The sequence below is a fragment of the Pseudoclavibacter sp. RFBB5 genome, from assembly GCF_002931555.1.
In the GTDB taxonomy this organism is placed as follows: Bacteria; Actinomycetota; Actinomycetes; order Actinomycetales; family Microbacteriaceae; genus Pseudoclavibacter.
In genome coordinates this window covers 1003931-1021899 of record NZ_PSTZ01000007.1, presented here as the reverse complement: position 1 = coordinate 1021899, position 17969 = coordinate 1003931, and the positions used below count along the sequence as shown (strand labels likewise).

The 17969-nt window shown below is 69.6% G+C and carries 14 protein-coding genes and 1 pseudogene; 10 read left to right on the top strand and 5 right to left on the bottom strand.

The annotated features are described in order from the left end of the window. Window positions 1-53: 53 nt before the first annotated feature. From C5B97_RS12760 to C5B97_RS12750, 4 genes and pseudogenes are all read right to left on the bottom strand, one after another. Window positions 54-1619, bottom strand: coding sequence for an HNH endonuclease signature motif containing protein (locus C5B97_RS12760; protein WP_146080816.1), 1566 nt, complete (start codon window positions 1617-1619; stop codon window positions 54-56). A gap of 349 nt (window positions 1620-1968) precedes the next feature. Next, window positions 1969-2100: pseudogene (locus tag C5B97_RS18375) on the bottom strand (DUF5956 family protein); the annotation flags it as partial. A 44-nt stretch (window positions 2101-2144) separates the two neighbouring features. After that, entirely contained in the window at window positions 2145-3110 is a 966-nt protein-coding gene (locus C5B97_RS12755; protein ID WP_104312369.1) for an SDR family NAD(P)-dependent oxidoreductase, read from the bottom strand. A gap of 45 nt (window positions 3111-3155) precedes the next feature. Further along, window positions 3156-5138 (bottom strand): beta-galactosidase, encoded by a 1983-nt coding sequence (locus tag C5B97_RS12750; RefSeq protein WP_104312621.1) that lies wholly within the window; start codon window positions 5136-5138, stop codon window positions 3156-3158. 144 nt (window positions 5139-5282) lie between these two features. Here C5B97_RS12750 and C5B97_RS12745 point away from each other — a divergent pair, with 144 nt between their 5' ends. From C5B97_RS12745 to C5B97_RS12700, 10 genes are all read left to right on the top strand, one after another. Then, the gene (locus C5B97_RS12745) at window positions 5283-6260 is read left to right on the top strand and encodes an aldo/keto reductase (RefSeq protein WP_104312620.1); all 978 of its coding nucleotides are present in this window, start codon (window positions 5283-5285) and stop codon (window positions 6258-6260) included. 198 nt (window positions 6261-6458) lie between these two features. Continuing rightward, window positions 6459-6959: an Asp23/Gls24 family envelope stress response protein gene (locus tag C5B97_RS12740; protein WP_104312368.1), complete on the top strand. Its 501-nt coding sequence runs from the start codon at window positions 6459-6461 to the stop codon at window positions 6957-6959. 100 nt (window positions 6960-7059) lie between these two features. Continuing rightward, on the top strand, window positions 7060-7248 hold the full coding sequence (locus C5B97_RS12735; protein WP_104312367.1) for a hypothetical protein: 189 nt from the start codon (window positions 7060-7062) through the stop codon (window positions 7246-7248). Between the two features lie 202 nt (window positions 7249-7450). Continuing rightward, window positions 7451-8509 carry a magnesium and cobalt transport protein CorA gene (locus tag C5B97_RS12730; protein WP_104312366.1) on the top strand — a complete coding sequence of 353 codons (1059 nt, stop codon included), beginning with the start codon at window positions 7451-7453 and terminating at the stop codon, window positions 8507-8509. Window positions 8510-8813: 304 nt separating this feature from the next. Further along, window positions 8814-11399 carry a nitrite reductase large subunit NirB gene (gene nirB, locus C5B97_RS12725; protein ID WP_104312365.1) on the top strand — a complete coding sequence of 862 codons (2586 nt, stop codon included), beginning with the start codon at window positions 8814-8816 and terminating at the stop codon, window positions 11397-11399. Then, window positions 11396-11818 carry a nitrite reductase small subunit NirD gene (nirD, locus tag C5B97_RS12720; protein ID WP_104312364.1) on the top strand — a complete coding sequence of 141 codons (423 nt, stop codon included), beginning with the start codon at window positions 11396-11398 and terminating at the stop codon, window positions 11816-11818. Before nirB ends, nirD begins: the two co-directional genes overlap by 4 nt. Further along, entirely contained in the window at window positions 11815-13050 is a 1236-nt protein-coding gene (gene cobA, locus C5B97_RS12715; RefSeq protein ID WP_104312363.1) for a uroporphyrinogen-III C-methyltransferase, read from the top strand. Before nirD ends, cobA begins: the two co-directional genes overlap by 4 nt. Next, entirely contained in the window at window positions 13047-14243 is a 1197-nt protein-coding gene (locus tag C5B97_RS12710; RefSeq protein ID WP_104312362.1) for a uroporphyrinogen-III synthase, read from the top strand. Before cobA ends, C5B97_RS12710 begins: the two co-directional genes overlap by 4 nt. Window positions 14244-14353: 110 nt before the next feature. After that, entirely contained in the window at window positions 14354-15091 is a 738-nt protein-coding gene (locus C5B97_RS12705) for a sirohydrochlorin chelatase (RefSeq protein WP_104312361.1), read from the top strand. Between the two features lie 149 nt (window positions 15092-15240). Further along, a complete protein-coding gene (locus C5B97_RS12700) occupies window positions 15241-16095 on the top strand; it encodes a formate/nitrite transporter family protein (protein WP_104312619.1) in 855 nt (284 codons plus the stop codon). A gap of 190 nt (window positions 16096-16285) precedes the next feature. Here the strand turns inward: C5B97_RS12700 and gndA are convergent, their stop codons facing one another. Beyond that, on the bottom strand, window positions 16286-17758 hold the full coding sequence (gene gndA / locus C5B97_RS12695) for an NADP-dependent phosphogluconate dehydrogenase (protein ID WP_104312360.1): 1473 nt from the start codon (window positions 17756-17758) through the stop codon (window positions 16286-16288). Between the last annotated feature and the right edge of the window lie 211 nt (window positions 17759-17969).

The window sequence follows — 17969 nt, the reverse complement described above, 5'->3', positions numbered from 1 at the left end:
CGCCCCCTCTCGACCAGGGAGTGGGGCGCATCTCAGCGCAGTGCATCGTCGGGTCAGAACGGTGGTGTCATCGGCAGGTGTCCGGGCCTCGACGATGGGTCGTCGGATTGTCGCGGTCCTGGTTCGCGGTCCGGGTCCTTGCGAAGTCGTGGGAGCTCATCCGTCGGTCTGAAGAGTTGGTCGCTTGGTCTGAAGATCACGCCGTGTGGTTCGGGCCGGCTGATGTAGATCTTCCCGCTTGGTGTGGTCCATTCGAGGATGCCGCCGCCGAGTTGTCTGACTTTCCAGGCGGTGTGGTGTTTGACGATGTGGTGGTTCTTGCAGAAGTCGCTGAGGTTCCAGACTGCGGTTTTGCCGCCGTGCTGGTAGTCCTCGGTGTGGTCGAGCTCGCACCTCACGGCGGGTTGTCGGCAGCCGATGAAGCGGCAGTGGATGTCGCGGGCCTGTAGGAAGGCGCGCATCGCCGCGGTGGGCTTGTAGGAGTCGACGGCTTGTACGGCCCCGGTGATGGGGTGCGTGAGGACGCGGAGGAAGGCTGGTGCGGTCGCGGCGAGGCGTTTCGCGTCCTCGATCGGCATGGGTGTCATCCCGTCGAGCAGCGCGGGCGCCCGGCCCGGTTGGTCGCTGGCGGGGTCGCTGTCGGCGAGTACCGTCGTGATCGGGATCGAGAGCTGCACGTTGGCCTGGATGCCGGCGGCCGCGGAGTTGCCCATCGGATCGCTGGTGAGGAGCATGTCGGCGACGACGTCGGACATGACCTCGTTCAGACTCCGCTCGTCCAGGGCGTCGGGTGCGTCTGGCTCCCCGGTAGCCTCGGCGCTCGCGCGGGCATCGTCGACAACGGGTCCGAACGCGCTGCCAGTTCCGGGCGCGGCCGTGTTTGCTGCACCTGAGGCACCGTCGGCTGTCGCCTTCTGGCGCGCCTTGATGATCGCGAGCGCCTGCTTCCGCACCCGGTCGCGGATCGCGTGCGCGACGAACGTGTCCGTCGTGACCCGGATGATGCTCATCCCGTCGCCAAGATCTTCGACCGTCGCTCGGCGCTGCCGCCTCGCCCGCGTATGCCGCTGATCGATGGACTCGTCAGTCAGCTCCTCCGCGACCCGCTCCGCCGCCTTCCGCAGTGCCTGCGGCGGCAACGGCTCCCGCCGCACGCGCTCGAGCATCACCTCCACAAACAGCGCCCGCCGCTCCGCCTGCTCGACCGGATCCTCGTGGTTGACCTTGAGGCCTACCTCGACGAGCTTGTGCACCTGCGCGGGCGTCACGACGTTCTCGTCCAACGCGACCGCCAAAGCAGGGAAGTCCTGCTGCGTCATCGACGCGAGCGCGAGCTGGCCCTGCGTCACCCCGCACGACACCTGCATGACCAGCGCCACCTCGTTCGCGATGGACCGCACATGCATCGCCGACTCAGTGCACCCCTCCGCCGCATCCAACGCGTGACCGAAGTCGTACGCGGCAGCGTGGGCCCGCAGCTGCAAGGCAGCCCCTGCAGCGATCATTGCCGCCGCCTGCTCCTCCATGGTCAGGATCTCCGCCCGCCGCGCCGCAACCGAGGCTGGGTCCGAGGGGTCGAACCCCGGATCCGAAACGTCGGAGGAGCGGTGCTGTTGCATGACCCCAACGCTACGGACAACCACCGACATTCTGCAGATTCGCGGATAACTTTTCTTCGGACTGAGGTTCCCGTGAAGGGAGGCCCGTGGTCGTCGCCCAGGAATCACGACGAGGGGACGAGTCGATCGTCGTCTCGGTAGGCCCACCTCGTGCGCCGATCAGAACGCAACCGCACCCGGGGGGTCTTCTTCCCCTTCGATACCCGAGCGCGTCTCGCACCTATCCGCGTCCCGGTTCCGCCAGCATCTCCCGCAGCGCGGTCAGCATTCGCTGGGCCGCGAGGCGCCCGTTGTTCGGGTCGATCGCATGGTGGGCGGCCATGCACGCTCCGTGCAGCCTGCCCTCGTCGACTCCTGCGGGCAGGCTGATCTCCCAGTCGACGCCGAATGGTTGCTCGGGAACGCCCGCGTGGGCGAGGTATTCGGCGGTCGTGACATGGATGAGCGTGCGGATCTCGTCCGTGGCGGGCTCGAGTGGATGCGCGTTCCTGCGCGTGTGCTCTCAGTCGGAAAGTCGCTCCACTTTCAGGTTGGCAACTCGGGCTCGGCAGGCCTGGACGCCTCATCGGCGAGGAGCGACTCGGAGAGCTTCCACAGACGCCGCGCGGCAGTCTCGTCGAGCGCGTGGGCGACGACGCCGTGCACCCCGTCGACGATCTCATCGACCACCTCCGCCGGGTGGCAGTCCTCGTAGTAGGCGGGCGTGCCTGGTCCCAGCGTTGCGCGCGTCGCGACGAACACCGAAGTCGCGGCGCCCTGCTCCGGCGTCTTGGTCGGGAAGCGCCGCTTCATGTCGGCCAGCACCTCCGGGTCCCAGTGCCGCTGCAGGTTGGTCCAGATCCCACCCGGCATGAGCGCCGCCGCCGCGATGCCGCGGTCCGCCCAGCGTCTGGTCGCCTCGAGCGCGAACAGCACGTTCGCGGTCTTCGACTGGCCGTAGGCGAGCCCGCGGTCGTACGCATCTCGCACGAAGAACGGGTCGTCGAAGCGGATGCCGCTCGAGGCGTGGCCGCTCGAGCTCACGGCCACGATGCGCGCGTTTCCCGCCTCGGTGAGTGCGGGAAGGAGGGCGTTGGCGAGCGCGAAGTGCCCGAGGTGGTTGACCGCGAACTGCAGCTCCCAGCCGTCCGGGGTGCGGAGCTCCGGGGTGTGCATGATCCCCGCGTTGTTGATGAGCAGGTCCAGGGGTCCCGCCCAAGTTGAGGCCAGCTCACGCACCGTGGCGAGGTCGGCGAGGTCGAGGTGCACTACCCGGACGTCGTCGTTGCCGGTGGAGGCTCGCAGCTCGGCCGCAGCACGCTCGCCCGCCTCGGTGTCCCGCACGGCGAGCGTGACGTGCGCGCCCGCCGCCGCGAGCGCCCGGGCCGTCTCGACGCCGATCCCGGAACTCGCCCCGGTGACGAGCGCCGTCTTGCCGCTGAGGTCCACGCCTTCGACCACTTCGAGGGCGGTTGATGCTGCGTCGAACGTGGGGGAGTCCGCTTCCGTCATGGTCTGTTCCTACCAGTTCAGCGTTGCGGATCCCTGGTCGGGCCGTCAGGACTGCGCGTGAGGGACGGCCACGACGCGGACGCTGCCCGCTGGCACTGGATCGTCCGACGAGACCGACTCGCCCGTCAGCAGGTCATGCCCCGAGATCCCGGCCCTCGCATCCTGCGCTCCGTGGTTGATCTGGAACACGTAGTCGACGCCGTCACCGCGGCGCACGACGCGCTCGACGTTGCCGACGGGGGAGTAGTCGACCGCCGCACCGTCGAGCACCCGCGTCACGAATCCGTCGAGGTCGGCGCCGTCGAGCGCGGTGGCGAGGTACCAGGCCGTGCCGTCGCCGAAGCTGTTCTTGGTGACCGCCGGACGGCCGACGCCCGGGCCGTCGGCGAACTCGGCGACGCTCGTGGCGCCCCGCAGCTCGATGTCGTCGCTCCAGACGCGCCCGCGCGCACCGTCGCTGAGCGTGATCCGCTCGCCGGCCCGCAGGGGCAGGAACTCCTCGATGACGAGGCCGAGCACCTCACGGAGCTGGCCGGGGTAGGGGCCGGTGGGGACATCGTCGTTGCTCGACACGATGCCGGAGAAGTAGGAGAACGCCAGCGTGCCGCCCTGCGCCGCGTACTCGCGCAGGTTCGCCGCCGCGTCGTCCTCGATGAGATAGAGCGCGGGGGCGAAGACGACGTCGTACCCCGTGAGGTCGGCGGCGGGATGCACGAAGTCGACCGTGACCCCGCGGCGCCAGAGCGCCGCGTAGAAGGCCTCGATGCGCTCCCGGTGGTCGAGGTCGACCGAGGGGCGCCAGTCGAGATCCTGCGCCCAGAACGACTCCCAGTCCCAGGCGATCGCGACCCGCGCATCCACTCGCGAGCCGAGGACCGGCGCCAGGGCGGCGACGTCGGCGCCGAGCGCCACCGACTCCCGCCACTTGCGCGACGTCGCGCCGGCCTGCGGGATGAGGGCCGAGTGGAACTTCTCGGCGCCCCTCTGCCCGGCCCGCACCTGGAAGAAGAGCACCGCGTCGGCGCCGCGGGCCGCGTGGGCGAGGCTGTTGCGACGCATCTCGCCCGGTCGCTTCGCGATGTTGCGCGGCTGCCAGTTCACCGCCGACGTCGAGTGCTCCATGAGGATCCACGGCTTGCCCCGCGCGAGTGAGCGGGTGAGGTCGGCGGCCCGGGACAGCTGGATGTGGTTGTCCTGCTGCTCGGCGGAGAGGTAATGGTCGTTGGCGACGATGTCGACCTCGTCGGCCCACCGCCAGAGGTCGACGCTGGGGCACATGCCGGCCATGAAGTTCGTCGTGATCGGCTGCGAGGCGTGCTCGCGGATCGCGTCGCGCTCGGCCTTGAAGCACTCGAGCAGTGCCGCCGAGCTGAACCGTGCGAAGTCGAGGCGGTGGGCGGGGTTGCTTGCCGTGCCCGAGGTTCGCGGCGCATCGATCTCCTCCCAGGCGCCGTAGCGCTGACCCCAGAAGTTCGTGCCCCACGCCACGTTGAGGGTCTCGAGCGTCGCGTAGCGCTCCTGCAGCCAGACCTGGAACGCGATGACGGAGGCGTCGTCGTAGCTCTCCGTGACCGGGGTGCCGTACTCGTTGTGGACATGCCAGAGCACAACTGCCGGATGCTCGGAGTACCGCTCGGCGAGCTTCGCCGCGATCGCCGTCGCAGCGCGTCGGTACTCGGGGGAGCTCGGGCTGACGATGCCGCGCGACCCGAAGGCGAGCGGCATGCCGTCGCGCGTCACGGCTCTCGAATGCGGGTACTTCCGGTAGAACCAGGCTGGCGGCGAGGCCGTCGGTGTGGCGAGGTCAACGTCGATGCCTGCGTCGTGCAGAAGGTCGATGATCTCGTCGAGCACCGCGAAGTCGTAGACGCCTTCCTCCGGCTCGAGGAGCGCCCACGAGAAGATGCCGATGCTGACGAGGTTCACGCCGGCGTCCTGCATGAGGCGGATGTCCTCACCCCACACCTCGCGGGGCCACTGCTCTGGGTTGTAGTCGCCGCCGAAGCGGACTGTCTGGCGGCCGGGCATCCACGTCGATGTCTTCACCCGAACGAGCTTACGTCATCGTAAACGAGGCACGCCATTGACTTACGAATGCGAAAGTGGCTGAATCGGACCATGACCGCAGTCGCGCACTCCGAGTACACCGCCGCCGCCGATCGATACGAGCGGATGCGCTACGCACGAGCGGGGCGAAGCGGGTTGAAGCTCCCCGAGCTCTCCCTCGGCCTGTGGCACAACTTCGGCCGCGAGCGGCCGGTCGAGACGCAGCGCGCGATCATCCGCCGCGCGTTCGACCTCGGCATCACGCACTTCGATCTCGCGAACAACTACGGGCCGCCGCCAGGGTCGGCGGAGGCGAACTTCGGTCGGATCCTCGCGGCCGACCTCTCCGCCCACCGGGACGAGATCATCGTGTCGTCGAAGGCCGGCTACGCGATGTGGCCAGGACCGTATGGCGAGTGGGGCTCGCGGAAGAGCGTGCTCGCGTCGCTCGACCAGTCGCTCGCTCGCCTCGGCCTCGACTACGTCGACATCTTCTACTCGCATCGCTTCGATCCCGAGACGCCGCTCGAGGAGACCATGGGAGCGCTCGCGACTGCCGTCACCTCCGGGCGCGCACTCTATGTCGGGGTCTCGAACTACGACCCCGCCCAGACGCGCGAGGCCGCGCGCATCCTGGCGAGCCACGGCATCCCGCTCACGATCCACCAGCCGCGCTACTCCATGTTCGACCGCCACATCGAGCGGGGCCTGCTCCCGGCGCTCGATGAGGTGGGAGCTGGCGGGATCGTCTTCTCGCCGCTCGCGCAGGGCCTGCTCACCGATCGCTATCTCGACGGCGAGGTGCCCGAGAACTCGCGCGCTGCCACGTCGAGGTTCCTCTCGGCCGCTGGCATCGACGACGAGTACCTCGCGCGGGCTCGCGCGGTGAACGAGATCGCCGCTGGCCGCGGCCAGACGCTCGCGCAGCTCGCCCTGAGCTGGGTGCTGCGCCACCCGCAGGTCACGAGCGCGCTCATCGGTGCCTCGAGCGTCGCGCAGCTCGAGCAGAACGTCGCCGCGTTGGATGCACCCGGGCTCACGGAAGCCGAGCTCGCGGAGATCGACCCACTGGCGGTGGACGGCACGGGCCAGGTCGCCAGGTAGGTACCGGCTGAGACGGTGCTCGGTCTCGTCGATCGCGTGCGTCTGACCGGCCCGTGCTGATCTCCCCCTGCCCCGTTCCCTGAGTGTCCGCCGAGAGCCACAGGAACTTTGTGACGCTCCGGCGTCGGCGCACGTCTCCTCTGTAACGCCCCCCATCGGTGCACACGCACCAGGGCTCGATCTCAAGGAGAACCGCACATGTCGAACGTCACCCCCAACACGACTGCCACCCCGAGCGTCGTCGCTCCGTCCAAGGCGGGCACGGGGTCCACTGACAAGAGTGTCGTTCCCACCAGCCGCACCGGCTCGGAGGTCGCAACCGGCCACGGCACGACGACGGTCGTCGACAGCGTCGTCGCCCGCGTCGCCGGCATCGCCGCCCGCGAGGCGCACGGCGTCTACGACCTCGGCGGTGGCGCAGCCCGCGCCATCGGTGCCATCCGCAACGCCATCAACGCCACCGACCAGGGCCAGGGTGTGAGCGTCGAGGTCGGTGAGACGCAGGTCGCCGTCGACGTGACCATCGTGGCCGAGTACCCGGTCGCGCTGCAGGATGTCGCCAACGGCGTGCGCGCCGACGTCATCCGTGCGATCGAGACGATCGTCGGCCTCGAGGTCACCGAGGTCAACGTCACGATCAACGACGTGCACCTGCCGAGCGACGAGCACGACGAGCCGGCCGAAGCTCGCGTCCAGTAGCTCACACCGCCTCACCTCTTCAGCCGGCCTGGCCGCCGTTCGGTGGCCAGGCGGCGGCACTTGACCCCGCACGATCTCACCTCACCGAAAGCAGGCAACCATGTTCCTCCGCATCGTCACATTCGTGTTCGGAATCGTCGTCAAGAAGCAGAGCGCCAAGAAGAAGCGCGAGCAGCAGGCCGCGTCGCGTGCCAAGCAGTCGAAGCGCCCGAAGCACGGCAAGTCCGGGAGCGCTCAGCGGGGCGGACGCTCGAAGCGCGCGTCGTCGAAGCGCAGCCGTCGGCGCTGACCGAACCTGAGCCGATCCCGCCGAGCTGCCGCGCACCTCCAAAGGTCGGCGAGGTACTCCTCAACGCGGTCTCGCGCAGGTTCGCTCCCGTCAGCGGGGAAGTGGGCGTAGGGTCGGTCCGCGGTGGGTTCGGGGGCGCGTGTCGCGGTCGCGGACTGCGGACGACGCCTCACCGACATCCGACGTGCTAGGAGGGCAGCCCATGGCCTTGATCGACAACGGGATCTACGTGAAGGGGCGTCGGTGCTTCACGCCGGCAACACTCGACGAGACGTTCGAGAAGCTCCGCGAGCATGCGGGGATGGCCTGGATCGGCCTCTTCCAGCCAAGCAACCAGGAACTCGACGCCGTCGCCAGGGAGTTCGACCTGCATCCGCTCGCCGTCGAGGACGCACGGGTCGGGCATCAGCGACCGAAGATCGAACGCTACGGCAGCACCCTCTTCGTGGTCCTCCGACCAGCCTGGTACGTCGACGCCACCGAGACGGTCCACTTCGGGGAGATCCACCTGTTCGTCGGCCCCGAGTTCGTGGTCACGGTCAGGCAGGCCGCACGCCCGGAGCTGGGCGACGTCCGGCACCGGATGGAGCAGAGCCCGGCGCTCCTCAGCCTTGGTCCCGAGGCGGTCCTCTATTCGGTGCTCGACCAGGTCGTCGACGGGTACGCCCCGGTGACCGCCGGTCTCGAGAATGACATCGACGAGATCGAGGACCAGCTGTTCGCGGGCGACGAGCGGGTCACGCGCCGCATCTACGAACTCCTCGGCGAGGTCATCAACTTCCAACGCGCGACGAGTCCGCTGCGAACCATCCTCGAAGCGCTCCTGCGGGGCGCCGAGAAGTACAACACCAGCGAGGAGATTCGCGCTCGCTACCGGGACGTCCTGGACCATGCGCTGCGCATCGCGGAGCGCGCCGACTCGTTCCGGGTGCTCCTCGAGAACGCCCTCACCGTGCACAGCACGCTGGTCACGCAGCAGCAGAACGAGGCGATGCGGGAACTCTCGGAGGCGAGCCTCGCGCAGAGCGAGGAGACGAAGAAGCTGTCGGAGCAGAGCATCGCGCAGAACGAGGAGATCAAGAAGATCACCAGCTGGGCGGCGATCCTCTTCGCGCCGAGCCTGGTGGGCACCGTGTACGGCATGAACTTCACGAACATGCCGGAGCTCGACGCCGAGTGGGGCTACCCGCTCTCGTTGCTGGCGATGTTCGGCCTGGCCGTCACCCTGTGGTCGGTCTTCAAATGGAGGAAGTGGCTGTAGTCGACGGCCGCGCTCGCGGACTCCGTCACGTCGGACGCGGCGGCCGGCACACCGATTCTCGGTTTCCCACTTCTCACACCCTCCCCGGATCCGTGTGCCAAGGAAGTTGCCTCGGGGAAACAGCAGCACGCACCCCGTGAAACATGCGGTTTCTACGCTCTGAGCATGTCAGCGACCGACCGTCGCCGTTCATCCACGGAGGAGCCAGCATGCGCACACCAAGTCGAAGCGACCGGGGCGAGCTGTGATGAGCACGAAACATTTGCCGCACGGTGACGAAACATCCCAGACCTACGCTCGCGACATGCTCCCCCCGGCACCGCGCTCCCGTCACGTCGTGGTGATCGGCGCGGGCATGGTCGCGCACCGCTTCGTCGAGTCGCTGCGCTCGCAGGACACGGACCACGTCTGGGCGATCACCGTCATCGGCGACGAACCGTGGCGGCCGTACGACCGAGTCCAGCTCACGAGCACGTTCTCGGGCGTCGACCCGGCTGCCCTGGAGCTGGGCAGGCCGCTCATGTGGTCGCACCCGAACGTCACGCTCCGCACCTCCGAGACGGTCACGAGCATCCACCCAGGCACCCGCACGCTCGTGACGTCGCTCGGCGCGACCGAGCACTACGACGAGCTGGTCATCGCGACGGGCTCGTCCGCCGCGAAGCCGCCCATCGCCGGGGTGGATGCGCCCGGCGTCCACGTCTACCGCACCGTCCACGACGTGGTCGCGCTCAAGGCTGAGGTTGCCGAGTTGTCACAGCGGCTCGGTCGCACGGTCCGCGGTGCGGTCGTCGGCGGCGGCCTGCTCGGGCTCGAAGCCGCGGGCGCCATGGTCGCCCTCGGCGCGGAATGCACCGTCGTCCAGTCCTCCGGCCACCTCATGTCCGCCCAGCTCGACGCGGGCGGCGGCGAGTCGCTGCGGCTCCTCATCGAGCACCTCGGGGTGGATGTGCGCACCGGGTCCCGCGCCAGTGCGGTCGTGCTCGACGCCGACGGCCGCGCGGCGGGCCTCGACTTCCCGGACGGCGAGCCCGAGCTCGCCGACCTCGTCGTCTTCGCCGTCGGCATCACGCCCCGCGACGAGCTGGCTCGCGACGCCGCGCTGACGCTCGGCGCTCGCGGTGGCATCGAGGTCGACGAGGCGTGCCGCGCATCCGCCGCCAGCATCTGGGCGATCGGCGAGGTCGCCTCGATCGGCGGTGAGTGCTTCGGCCTCGTCGCCCCCGGCTACTCGATGGCCGAGGTCGTCGCCAACCGCCTCACCGGGGGAGCGGCGACGTTCCCCGGCGTCGACCTCTCGACGAAGCTCAAGCTCACGGGTGTGGATGTCGCGAGCTTCGGCGACGCCTTCGCCGAGTCGCCGGGCGCGCTCGAGGTCACGTACGCCGACCCGGTCGGCGGCGTCTACAAGAAGCTCGTCATGTCGGACGACGGCAAGGTGCTGCTCGGCGGCATGCTCGTCGGGGACGCCTCGGCCTACACCTCGCTGCGCCCCATGGTCGGGCGCGAGCTCGGTGCCGACCCGGCCGCCTACCTGCTGCCCGCCGACGGCATGCCGGAGGTCGGTGGCGACCTGCCGGACGACGCCACGGTCTGCTCCTGCAACAACGTGTCCGTCGGCGCGGTGCGCGGCGCCGTCACCGACCACGCCTGCACCGACCTCGCCGGCGTCAAGGCCTGCACGAACGCCGGCACCGCCTGCGGCTCCTGCGTGCCGCTCGTGAAGAAGATCTTCTCGACCGAGCTCGCCAAGACGGGGGTCGAGGTCAGCAACGCCCTCTGCGAGCACTTCGCGCTCTCCAGGGCGGGGCTCTTCGACGCCGTGCGCGTCACGGGCCTCTCGACCTTCACGAGCATCATCGAACGCCACGGCAACGGCGGACGCGGCTGCGACATCTGCCGCCCCGTCGTCGCCTCGATCCTCGCCTCGCTCGGCAACGGGCACATCCTCAAGGGCGAGCAGGCGGCGCTGCAGGACACCAACGACCACGTCATGGCCAACATGCAGAAGGACGGCACCTACTCGGTCGTCCCGCGCATCCCGGGCGGCGAGGTCACCCCCGACGGGCTCATCGCGATCGGGGCCGTCGCCAAGGAGTACGGGCTCTACACGAAGATCACGGGTGGCCAGCGCATCGACCTCTTCGGGGCCCGTATCGAGCAGCTGCCGGAGATCTGGAAGAAGCTCATCGATGCCGGCTTCGAGTCGGGCCAGGCCTACGGCAAGGCCCTGCGCAACGTGAAGTCGTGCGTCGGCTCGACGTGGTGCCGGTACGGCGTGCAGGACTCCGTTGCGATGGCCATCTTCCTCGAGCTCCGCTTCCGTGGCCTCCGCTCGCCGCACAAGCTGAAGTTCGGCGTCTCCGGATGCGCGCGCGAGTGCGCCGAGGCGCGCGCGAAGGACGTCGGCGTGATCGCCACCGAGAAGGGCTGGAACCTCTACGTCGGCGGCAACGGCGGCTTCACGCCCCGCCACGCGGAGCTCCTCGTGGAGGACCTCGACGACGAGCAGCTCATCACCGCCATCGACCGATTCATCGGCTACTACATCCGCACCGCCGACCGGATGCAGCGCACCGCGCGCTGGATCGAGGACCTCGACGGCGGCATCGACACGCTTCGGGCTGTCGTGCTCGAGGACAGCCTCGGCATCGCGGCCGACCTGGACGCCATGGTCGCGAACCACGTCGACAACTACAAGGACGAATGGCAGGAGGCGCTGAACGACCCGGAGGTCATGCAGCGCTTCGTGTCCTTCGTCAACGCGCCCAGCACGCCCGACCCGTCGCTCGGCTACGTGCCGGAGCGCGGCCAGCTCCGCCCGGCCAACGAGGCCGACCGAAGCGCCGGAACAGTAATCGCAGGAACAACCCTGGAGGTCCGACGATGACCATCGCACTCGACACTCGCAGCGCCACCCGCGAACGCCCCTCCGAGGCCGCCGGCCAGCACTGGATCGCGGTCTGCCCCCTCGACGCCCTCCACCCCGAGCGTGGCGTCGCCGCAATCCTGGACGGCACCCAGATCGCGCTGTTCCGGCTCCGCGACGAGCGGGTCTTCGCCGTCCAGCAGGCAGACCCGTACTCGGGCTCGCAGGTCATGAGCCGCGGCCTCGTCGGCTCCAGGAGCGGACGCGTCACCGTCGCCTCCCCGATGTTCAAGCAGATCTTCGACCTTGCCACGGGCGAGTGCCTCGACACCGTCGGCAAGGATGCGCGCACCCTCACGACCTACCCGGTGCGCATCGACGACGACGGCACGGTCCTCGTCGACCTGAGCCTGCGCCTCGAGGGAAGGCAGACGCGATGAGCACGCTCATGGCCCTCGACTTCACCGGCCGCGACGTCCTCATCGTGGGGGCAGGGGCCGTCTCCGCGAGACGCGCCCAGAAGTTCGTCACGGCCGGCGCATCCGTCACCGTCGTGGCCCCCGAGCTCGGCGGCACGCTCGGCGGTCTCGTCGCCGACGGGCTCGCGACCTGGCTGCAGGAGCCCGTGCAGGCACACCACCTCGACGGAGCCTGGTTCGTGCACACCGCGACGGGCGACAGGGCCACCGACCTCCTCGTCGCCGAGTGGGCGAACGAGCGCCGCGTGTGGTGCGTGAACGCGAGCGACGCATCCGCCGGCAGCGCCAAGACCCCGGCGACCTCGGATGCCGGGGCCGTCGAGATCGGCGTCGTCTCCAAGGAGGGCGCCGACCCGCGCCGCAGCCGCCTCATCTGCGACCAGCTCGCCGAAGGGCTCCGTGCCGGCAACGTCGACCTGCGCAGGCACCGACCAGGTGCTGGCAGGGTTGTGCTCGTCGGCGGGGGACCGGGCGACGCCGACCTCATGACCCTCCGCGGGCGGCGCGCGCTCGCGGAAGCCGACGTCGTCGTGACGGATCGCCTCGGCCCGCGCTCCGTGCTCGCCGAGCTCCCCGCCGAGGTCGAGATCATCGACGTCGGCAAGCAGCCCAAGCACCACCCCGTGCCGCAGGAGGAGATCAACCGCATCCTCGTCGAGAAGGCGCAGCAGGGGCTTGTCGTCGTGCGGCTCAAGGGCGGCGACCCGTTCGTGTACGGGCGCGGCGGCGAGGAGGTGCTCGCGTGCAACGCGGAAGGCATCGCCGTCGAGGTCGTCCCCGGCATCAGCAGCGCCATCTCGGTGCCCGCGGCCGCCGGCATCCCCGTCACGCACCGCGGCGTCGCCAACTCCTTCCAGGTCGTGACCGGGCACCAGCGCCTGGGCGCCGAGCTCCTCCGTTCCGTCAAGGGCGACACCTGCACGCTCGTCGTGCTCATGGGCGTCTCAGCGCTCGGCCGCATCTGCGAGGAGCTCGTGGATGCGGGAGTGCGCGACGACATGCCCGTCGCCATCGTCGAGAACGGCCACACCCCTCGACAGCGCGTCACGAGGGGAAGCCTGCGCACGATCGACGCCACGGCGCGCAACGTCGGTGTCGCCAACCCCGCCATCATCGTCATCGGCGAGGTCGCCCAGTTCGGCCTTCTGCAGGCGACACGGTCGCTCCAGGAACAGGACGCGCTGTCAGCATGAGCCCCGAGCCCGCGAGCGGGGCGCGCGGCCGCGCACCCCAGGAACAGCACCTGGCCGGCGTCGTCGTCGTCGTGACGAGCGACCGCCGTTCCGGTGAGCTCGCGACGGCGCTCGAGCGACGCGGGGCCATCATCCGCCACTCGCCGTCGCTCAGCATGACCGCGGTCGAAGACGACGCCGACCTCCTCGACGCGACGAAGCGCGTCATCGCCGACCCGCCCGACATCGTCGTCGCGACGACGGGCGTCGGCTTCCGCGGCTGGATCGACGCGGCGGATGCACACGGGCTGGCCGAGGATCTCGTCGCGGTGCTCGCCCGCGCGCGCATCGTGGCGAGAGGCCCGAAAGCGCGCGGGGCGATCCAGGCGGCGGGGCTCAACGCCGACTGGGTCGCCGAATCGGAGACCTCGGCGGAACTCGCCCAGTTCCTCCTCGCCGAGGGAGTCGAGGGCGCCCGCATCGCCCTCCAGCACCACGGCTCGGGAGCCGACGGCCTCGACGAGCAGTTCGCGGTCGCGGGCGCCGACGTCGAGAGCCTCATCGTCTACAAGTGGGGGCCGCCAGCCGACCCTGCGCTGCTCGCTCGGTGGGCGCTCAAGGCGGCAGACGGCGAGGTCGACGCCATCGTCTTCACCTCGGCTCCCGGGGTCTCCGCGTGGCTCGGATCCTTCGCGGACGAGTCGGGTCCGGCAGACGGCGACGACGCGCTTGACGTGGGGACTTCCGGAGCCCTCGAACGGCTCAAAGCACGCTGCCGTGACGGCTCGCTGGTCACCGTCGCGGTCGGCCCCATCACCGCGGCGCCCCTGCGGGCCGTCGGCATCGAGCCCGTCGTGCCGAAGCGCGGACGACTCGGCGCGCTCATCCGCGAGCTCATCGAGCACTACGCCCAGCGAGCGGCCGAGGGCATCGAGACCGAGGCTGGCCGCCTCTTCCTCCGCTCGAGCTGCGCCGTCATCGGCGACGACGTCGTCGAGCTCTCACCCGGAGCGCTGCGCGTGCTGCGGCTGCTCGCCGGCAACCCGGGTGGCGTCGTGAGCCGCGAGCAGATCCTCGCTCGGCTGCCCGGCAACCCGACGACCAACCATGCCGCCGACGTCGCCGTCGCGCGCCTCCGTGAGTCGTTCGGCGACCGGGCCATCGTGCAGACCGTCGTGAAGCGGGGCTACCGGCTGCGCGTCCGCGCGACGTGAGCGCGCAGCGCAACGTGAGCGCAGCCCGCGCGATGTCAGGGTCCCGCGTGACCGAGCACATGGACGGACGACCGTCAGGAACGAGCATCAGCACAGAGAGCGAGCACTAAATGAACGAGCAGCACCCGCGGCAGACGATCCTGGTGGGCGCATCCCACGGAACCGACAACACCGACGGTCAGGCCGTCATCCGCGAGCTGCTGCGCCGCGCGCAGGCGATGCGGCCGAGCGTGCAGGTCGTCGAGGCGTTTGTCGACGTGCAGCAGCCGAGCCTCGTCGAGGTGCTCGCCGGACTGCCCGCCGACGCTGATGTCGTCATCGTGCCAGTGCTGCTCACGGTCGGCTTCCACACGCAGGTCGACATCGCGGAAGCCGCGGCGGCCCGACCCGGCACCTCGGTCGCGGCGCCCCTCGGACCGGACCCCAGACTCTCGCAGCTGCTGTGGGACCGGTTCCTTGAAGCTGGCGGCAGTGCCGACGACGGGGTCGTCATTGCCGTCGCGGGCTCCACGGCGGCCGCCGCCGTGCCCCGCTTCCACGAGCTGCGCGAGCAGTTCAACGCCATCGGCGGCGCGGATGCGGTGCTCGGCTACGGAGCGGCCCTCGACCCGCGCGTGCCAGCGGCGGTGCAGCTCGCTCGAGGAGCGGCTGGCGTGCGCCGCGGGGGAGGCGCCCCGGCGCGGCGGGTCAGCATCGCGAGCTACCTGCTCACCCCCGGCTTCTTCCACGACCGCGTCACCGAGGCGGGCGGCGACATCGTGGCGGCACCCCTCGGTGTCGACGACCGCATCGCGCACATCATCCTCGAGCGCTTCGACGCCGTCGTCCCCGCCGCGGCCCCCGTCTGATCGCACTTCTCACAGCCCCGCGGCGGGGACGAGAGGGAAAAGAAACCAGAACGCACCGCACGAGCCACGGGGCCGAAACTGCACCCCAATAGCTTGTGGATATCGGGCCGAACATGGCCGCAGAGCATCGCCAGAGCGAAAGGGAACCCGTGTCCTACGTCAAGCCGAATGACCTCGTCACCACCATGATCGATGCCGGGGAGAGCAAGATCTTCCTGTCGACCCGCGACACCATCATCCGCTCGACCATGGGAGGCGCGTTCCTCACGATCGCGGCCGCCTTCGCCGTGACCGTCAGCGTCACGACCGGCGTCCCGCTGCTCGGCGCCCTGCTCTTTCCCGTCGGCTTCATCATGCTGTACCTGCTCGGCTACGACCTCCTCACGGGGGTCTTCGTGCTCGGGCCGCTCGCCTGGCTCGACAAGCGGCCGGGCGTCACCCTCCGCGGCGTGCTCCGCAACTGGGGCCTCGTGTTCGTCGGCAACTTCCTCGGCGCCTTCACCATCGCCGTGCTCATGGCCATCGTCGTGACGAACGGCTTCGCAACACCCCCGAACGAGGTCGGCGAGGCCATCGGGCACATCGGCGAGGGCAGGACCGTCGGCTACGCCGAGCACGGCGCCTCCGGCATGCTCACCCTCTTCGTCCGCGCCGTGCTCTGCAACGCGATGGTCGCGACGGGAGTGGCCCTCGCCATGATCTCCAAGAGCGTCTCCGGCAAGGTCATCGCCATGTGGATGCCCATCATGCTGTTCTTCTTCATGGGCTTCGAGCACTCCATCGTGAACATGTTCCTGTTCCCCTCCGGTCTGCTCCTCGGCGCCGACTTCACGCTCATGGACTACCTCATCTGGAACGAGATCCCCACGGTCGTCGGCAACCTCGTCGGCGGACTGCTCTTCGTCGGACTCCCGCTCTACTACACGCACGGTCGCACCCGAGCATCCCGTGCCCTCGCGCCGAAGAACGCCGCATCCGACGCGAAGACCCCCGCCGCGGTCTGACCCCCCGTCTGTCCCTCACGCGGCGCGAGTCGCCCCAAAGGGTCGCCGGATGAGCAGAACAGCGACCCACTGGAGCGACTCGCGGTAGGGCACAACAGCCTCAGGATGAGGCGGGTCTGCGCTCTTCGAGACACCGAAGGCCCCGTCCTCCCAGCTGATGCTGGGAGGACGGGGCCTTCTTGGCGCCGAGCTATGCGTTGTGCTCGGGGCGGTCGCCGGACCAGTCGGTGTGGAAGACGCCGTCGCGGTCGACGCGCTTGTAGGTGTGGGCGCCGAAGAAGTCGCGCTGTCCCTGGATGAGGGCGGCGGGGAGGCGCTCGGCGCGCAGTCCGTCGTAGTACGACAGGCTGGAGGAGAAGGCGGGGGCGGGGATGCCGGCCTGCGCTGCCTGCACGACTACGCGGCGCCACGCCGCCTGGGCCGTGTTGACGGCGTCGGTGAAGAAGGGCGCGGTGACGAGGGCCACGAGGTTCGGGTTCTCGGCGTAGGCGTCCGTGATGCGGTTCAGGAAGCGGGCGCGGATGATGCAGCCTGCTCGCCAGATCGCGGCGATGTCGCCCTTCTTGATGTCCCAGCCGTACTGCTCGGCGCCGGCGATGATGGCGTCGAAGCCCTGCGAGTATGCGATGATCTTGGACGCGTAGAGCGCGAGGCGCACGTCCTCGACGAACGCGTCGGCGTCCTCGACCTGGAAGCCGTCGGGGCCGGGGAGGGTGCGGGATGCGGCGCGCTGCTCGAGCTTGGAGGACACGGAGCGGGCGAACACGGCTTCGGCGATGCCGGAGACGGGCACGCCGAGGTCGAGGGCCGTCTGGACCGTCCAGGCGCCGGTTCCCTTGGCACCGGCGGCGTCGAGGATGACGTCCACGAGTGGCTTCCCGGTGTCGGCGTCGACCTGGCGGAGGACCTCCGCGGTGATCTCGATGAGGTACGACTCGAGCTCGCCCTTGTTCCACTCGGCGAAGATCTCGGCGATCTCGGCGGGGGTCTTGCCGGTGCCGCGGCGGATGAGGTCGTAGGCCTCGGCGATGAGCTGCATGTCGGCGTACTCGATGCCGTTGTGGATCATCTTCACGAAGTGGCCGGCGCCGTCGGTGCCGACGTGGGTGACGCAGGGCTCGCCCTCGGCGACCGCGGCGATGGTGCGCAGGATGGGGCCGAGCGTCTCGTACGACTCGGCGGTGCCGCCCGGCATGAGGGAGGGGCCGTTGAGGGCCCCCTCTTCGCCACCGGAGATGCCGCAGCCCACGAAGTGGATGCCCGTGGATCGCACGGCTGCCTCGCGGCGGCGGGTGTCGGTGAAGAGGGCGTTGCCGCCATCCACGATGATGTCGCCCGGCTCGAACGCCTCGACGAGCTGGTTGATGACCGCGTCGGTGCCGGCGCCTGCCTGGACCATGATGATCGCGGTGCGGGGCTTCTGGAGTGACGCTGCGAAGTCGGCCACCGACTCGGAGGGCACGAATCCTGCTTCGGGGTGCTCGGCGACGAGCGTGCGGGTGCGCTCGGGGGAGCGGTTGTAGACCGCGACGGTGTTGCCCTCGCGGCTCGCGAGGTTCCTGGCGAGGTTGGAGCCCATGACGGCCATGCCGACAACGCCGATGTTCGCGCTGGGGGACGAGCCGGTTTCCGAGGAGATCGAGGGGGCAGCGTCAGTGGTCATAGATGCGTCTCTTTCAGAGTGGATGCTTGTCTCCCGTCAGGGCGATGCACGGGACACTCCACGGTATTGCACGACGGGCAGTCGTACGCTGACTTGTGGCACGAGCACGGCAACGATTTCCGAACATGACGAAACGTCGCCGAACTCGGCGCACGGCCAGGACCAGATCTGGCGGTGCGCGCGACCGCGAGCACCTAGACAGGGAGACACT

Excerpts from the sequence above, each read along its gene's own strand:
- C5B97_RS12760 (WP_146080816.1), bottom strand. The coding sequence starts at position 1,619 with ATGCAACAGCACCGCTCCTCCGACGTTTCGGATCCGGGGTTCGACCCC.
- C5B97_RS12755 (WP_104312369.1), bottom strand. The coding sequence starts at position 3,110 with ATGACGGAAGCGGACTCCCCCACGTTCGACGCAGCATCAACCGCCCTC.
- C5B97_RS12750 (WP_104312621.1), bottom strand. The coding sequence starts at position 5,138 with ATGCCCGGCCGCCAGACAGTCCGCTTCGGCGGCGACTACAACCCAGAG.
- C5B97_RS12745 (WP_104312620.1), top strand. The coding sequence starts at position 5,283 with ATGCGCTACGCACGAGCGGGGCGAAGCGGGTTGAAGCTCCCCGAGCTC.
- C5B97_RS12740 (WP_104312368.1), top strand. The coding sequence starts at position 6,459 with ATGTCGAACGTCACCCCCAACACGACTGCCACCCCGAGCGTCGTCGCT.
- C5B97_RS12735 (WP_104312367.1), top strand. The coding sequence starts at position 7,060 with ATGTTCCTCCGCATCGTCACATTCGTGTTCGGAATCGTCGTCAAGAAG.
- C5B97_RS12730 (WP_104312366.1), top strand. The coding sequence starts at position 7,451 with ATGGCCTTGATCGACAACGGGATCTACGTGAAGGGGCGTCGGTGCTTC.
- nirB (WP_104312365.1), top strand. The coding sequence starts at position 8,814 with ATGCTCCCCCCGGCACCGCGCTCCCGTCACGTCGTGGTGATCGGCGCG.
- nirD (WP_104312364.1), top strand. The coding sequence starts at position 11,396 with ATGACCATCGCACTCGACACTCGCAGCGCCACCCGCGAACGCCCCTCC.
- cobA (WP_104312363.1), top strand. The coding sequence starts at position 11,815 with ATGAGCACGCTCATGGCCCTCGACTTCACCGGCCGCGACGTCCTCATC.
- C5B97_RS12710 (WP_104312362.1), top strand. The coding sequence starts at position 13,047 with ATGAGCCCCGAGCCCGCGAGCGGGGCGCGCGGCCGCGCACCCCAGGAA.
- C5B97_RS12705 (WP_104312361.1), top strand. The coding sequence starts at position 14,354 with ATGAACGAGCAGCACCCGCGGCAGACGATCCTGGTGGGCGCATCCCAC.
- gndA (WP_104312360.1), bottom strand. The coding sequence starts at position 17,758 with ATGACCACTGACGCTGCCCCCTCGATCTCCTCGGAAACCGGCTCGTCC.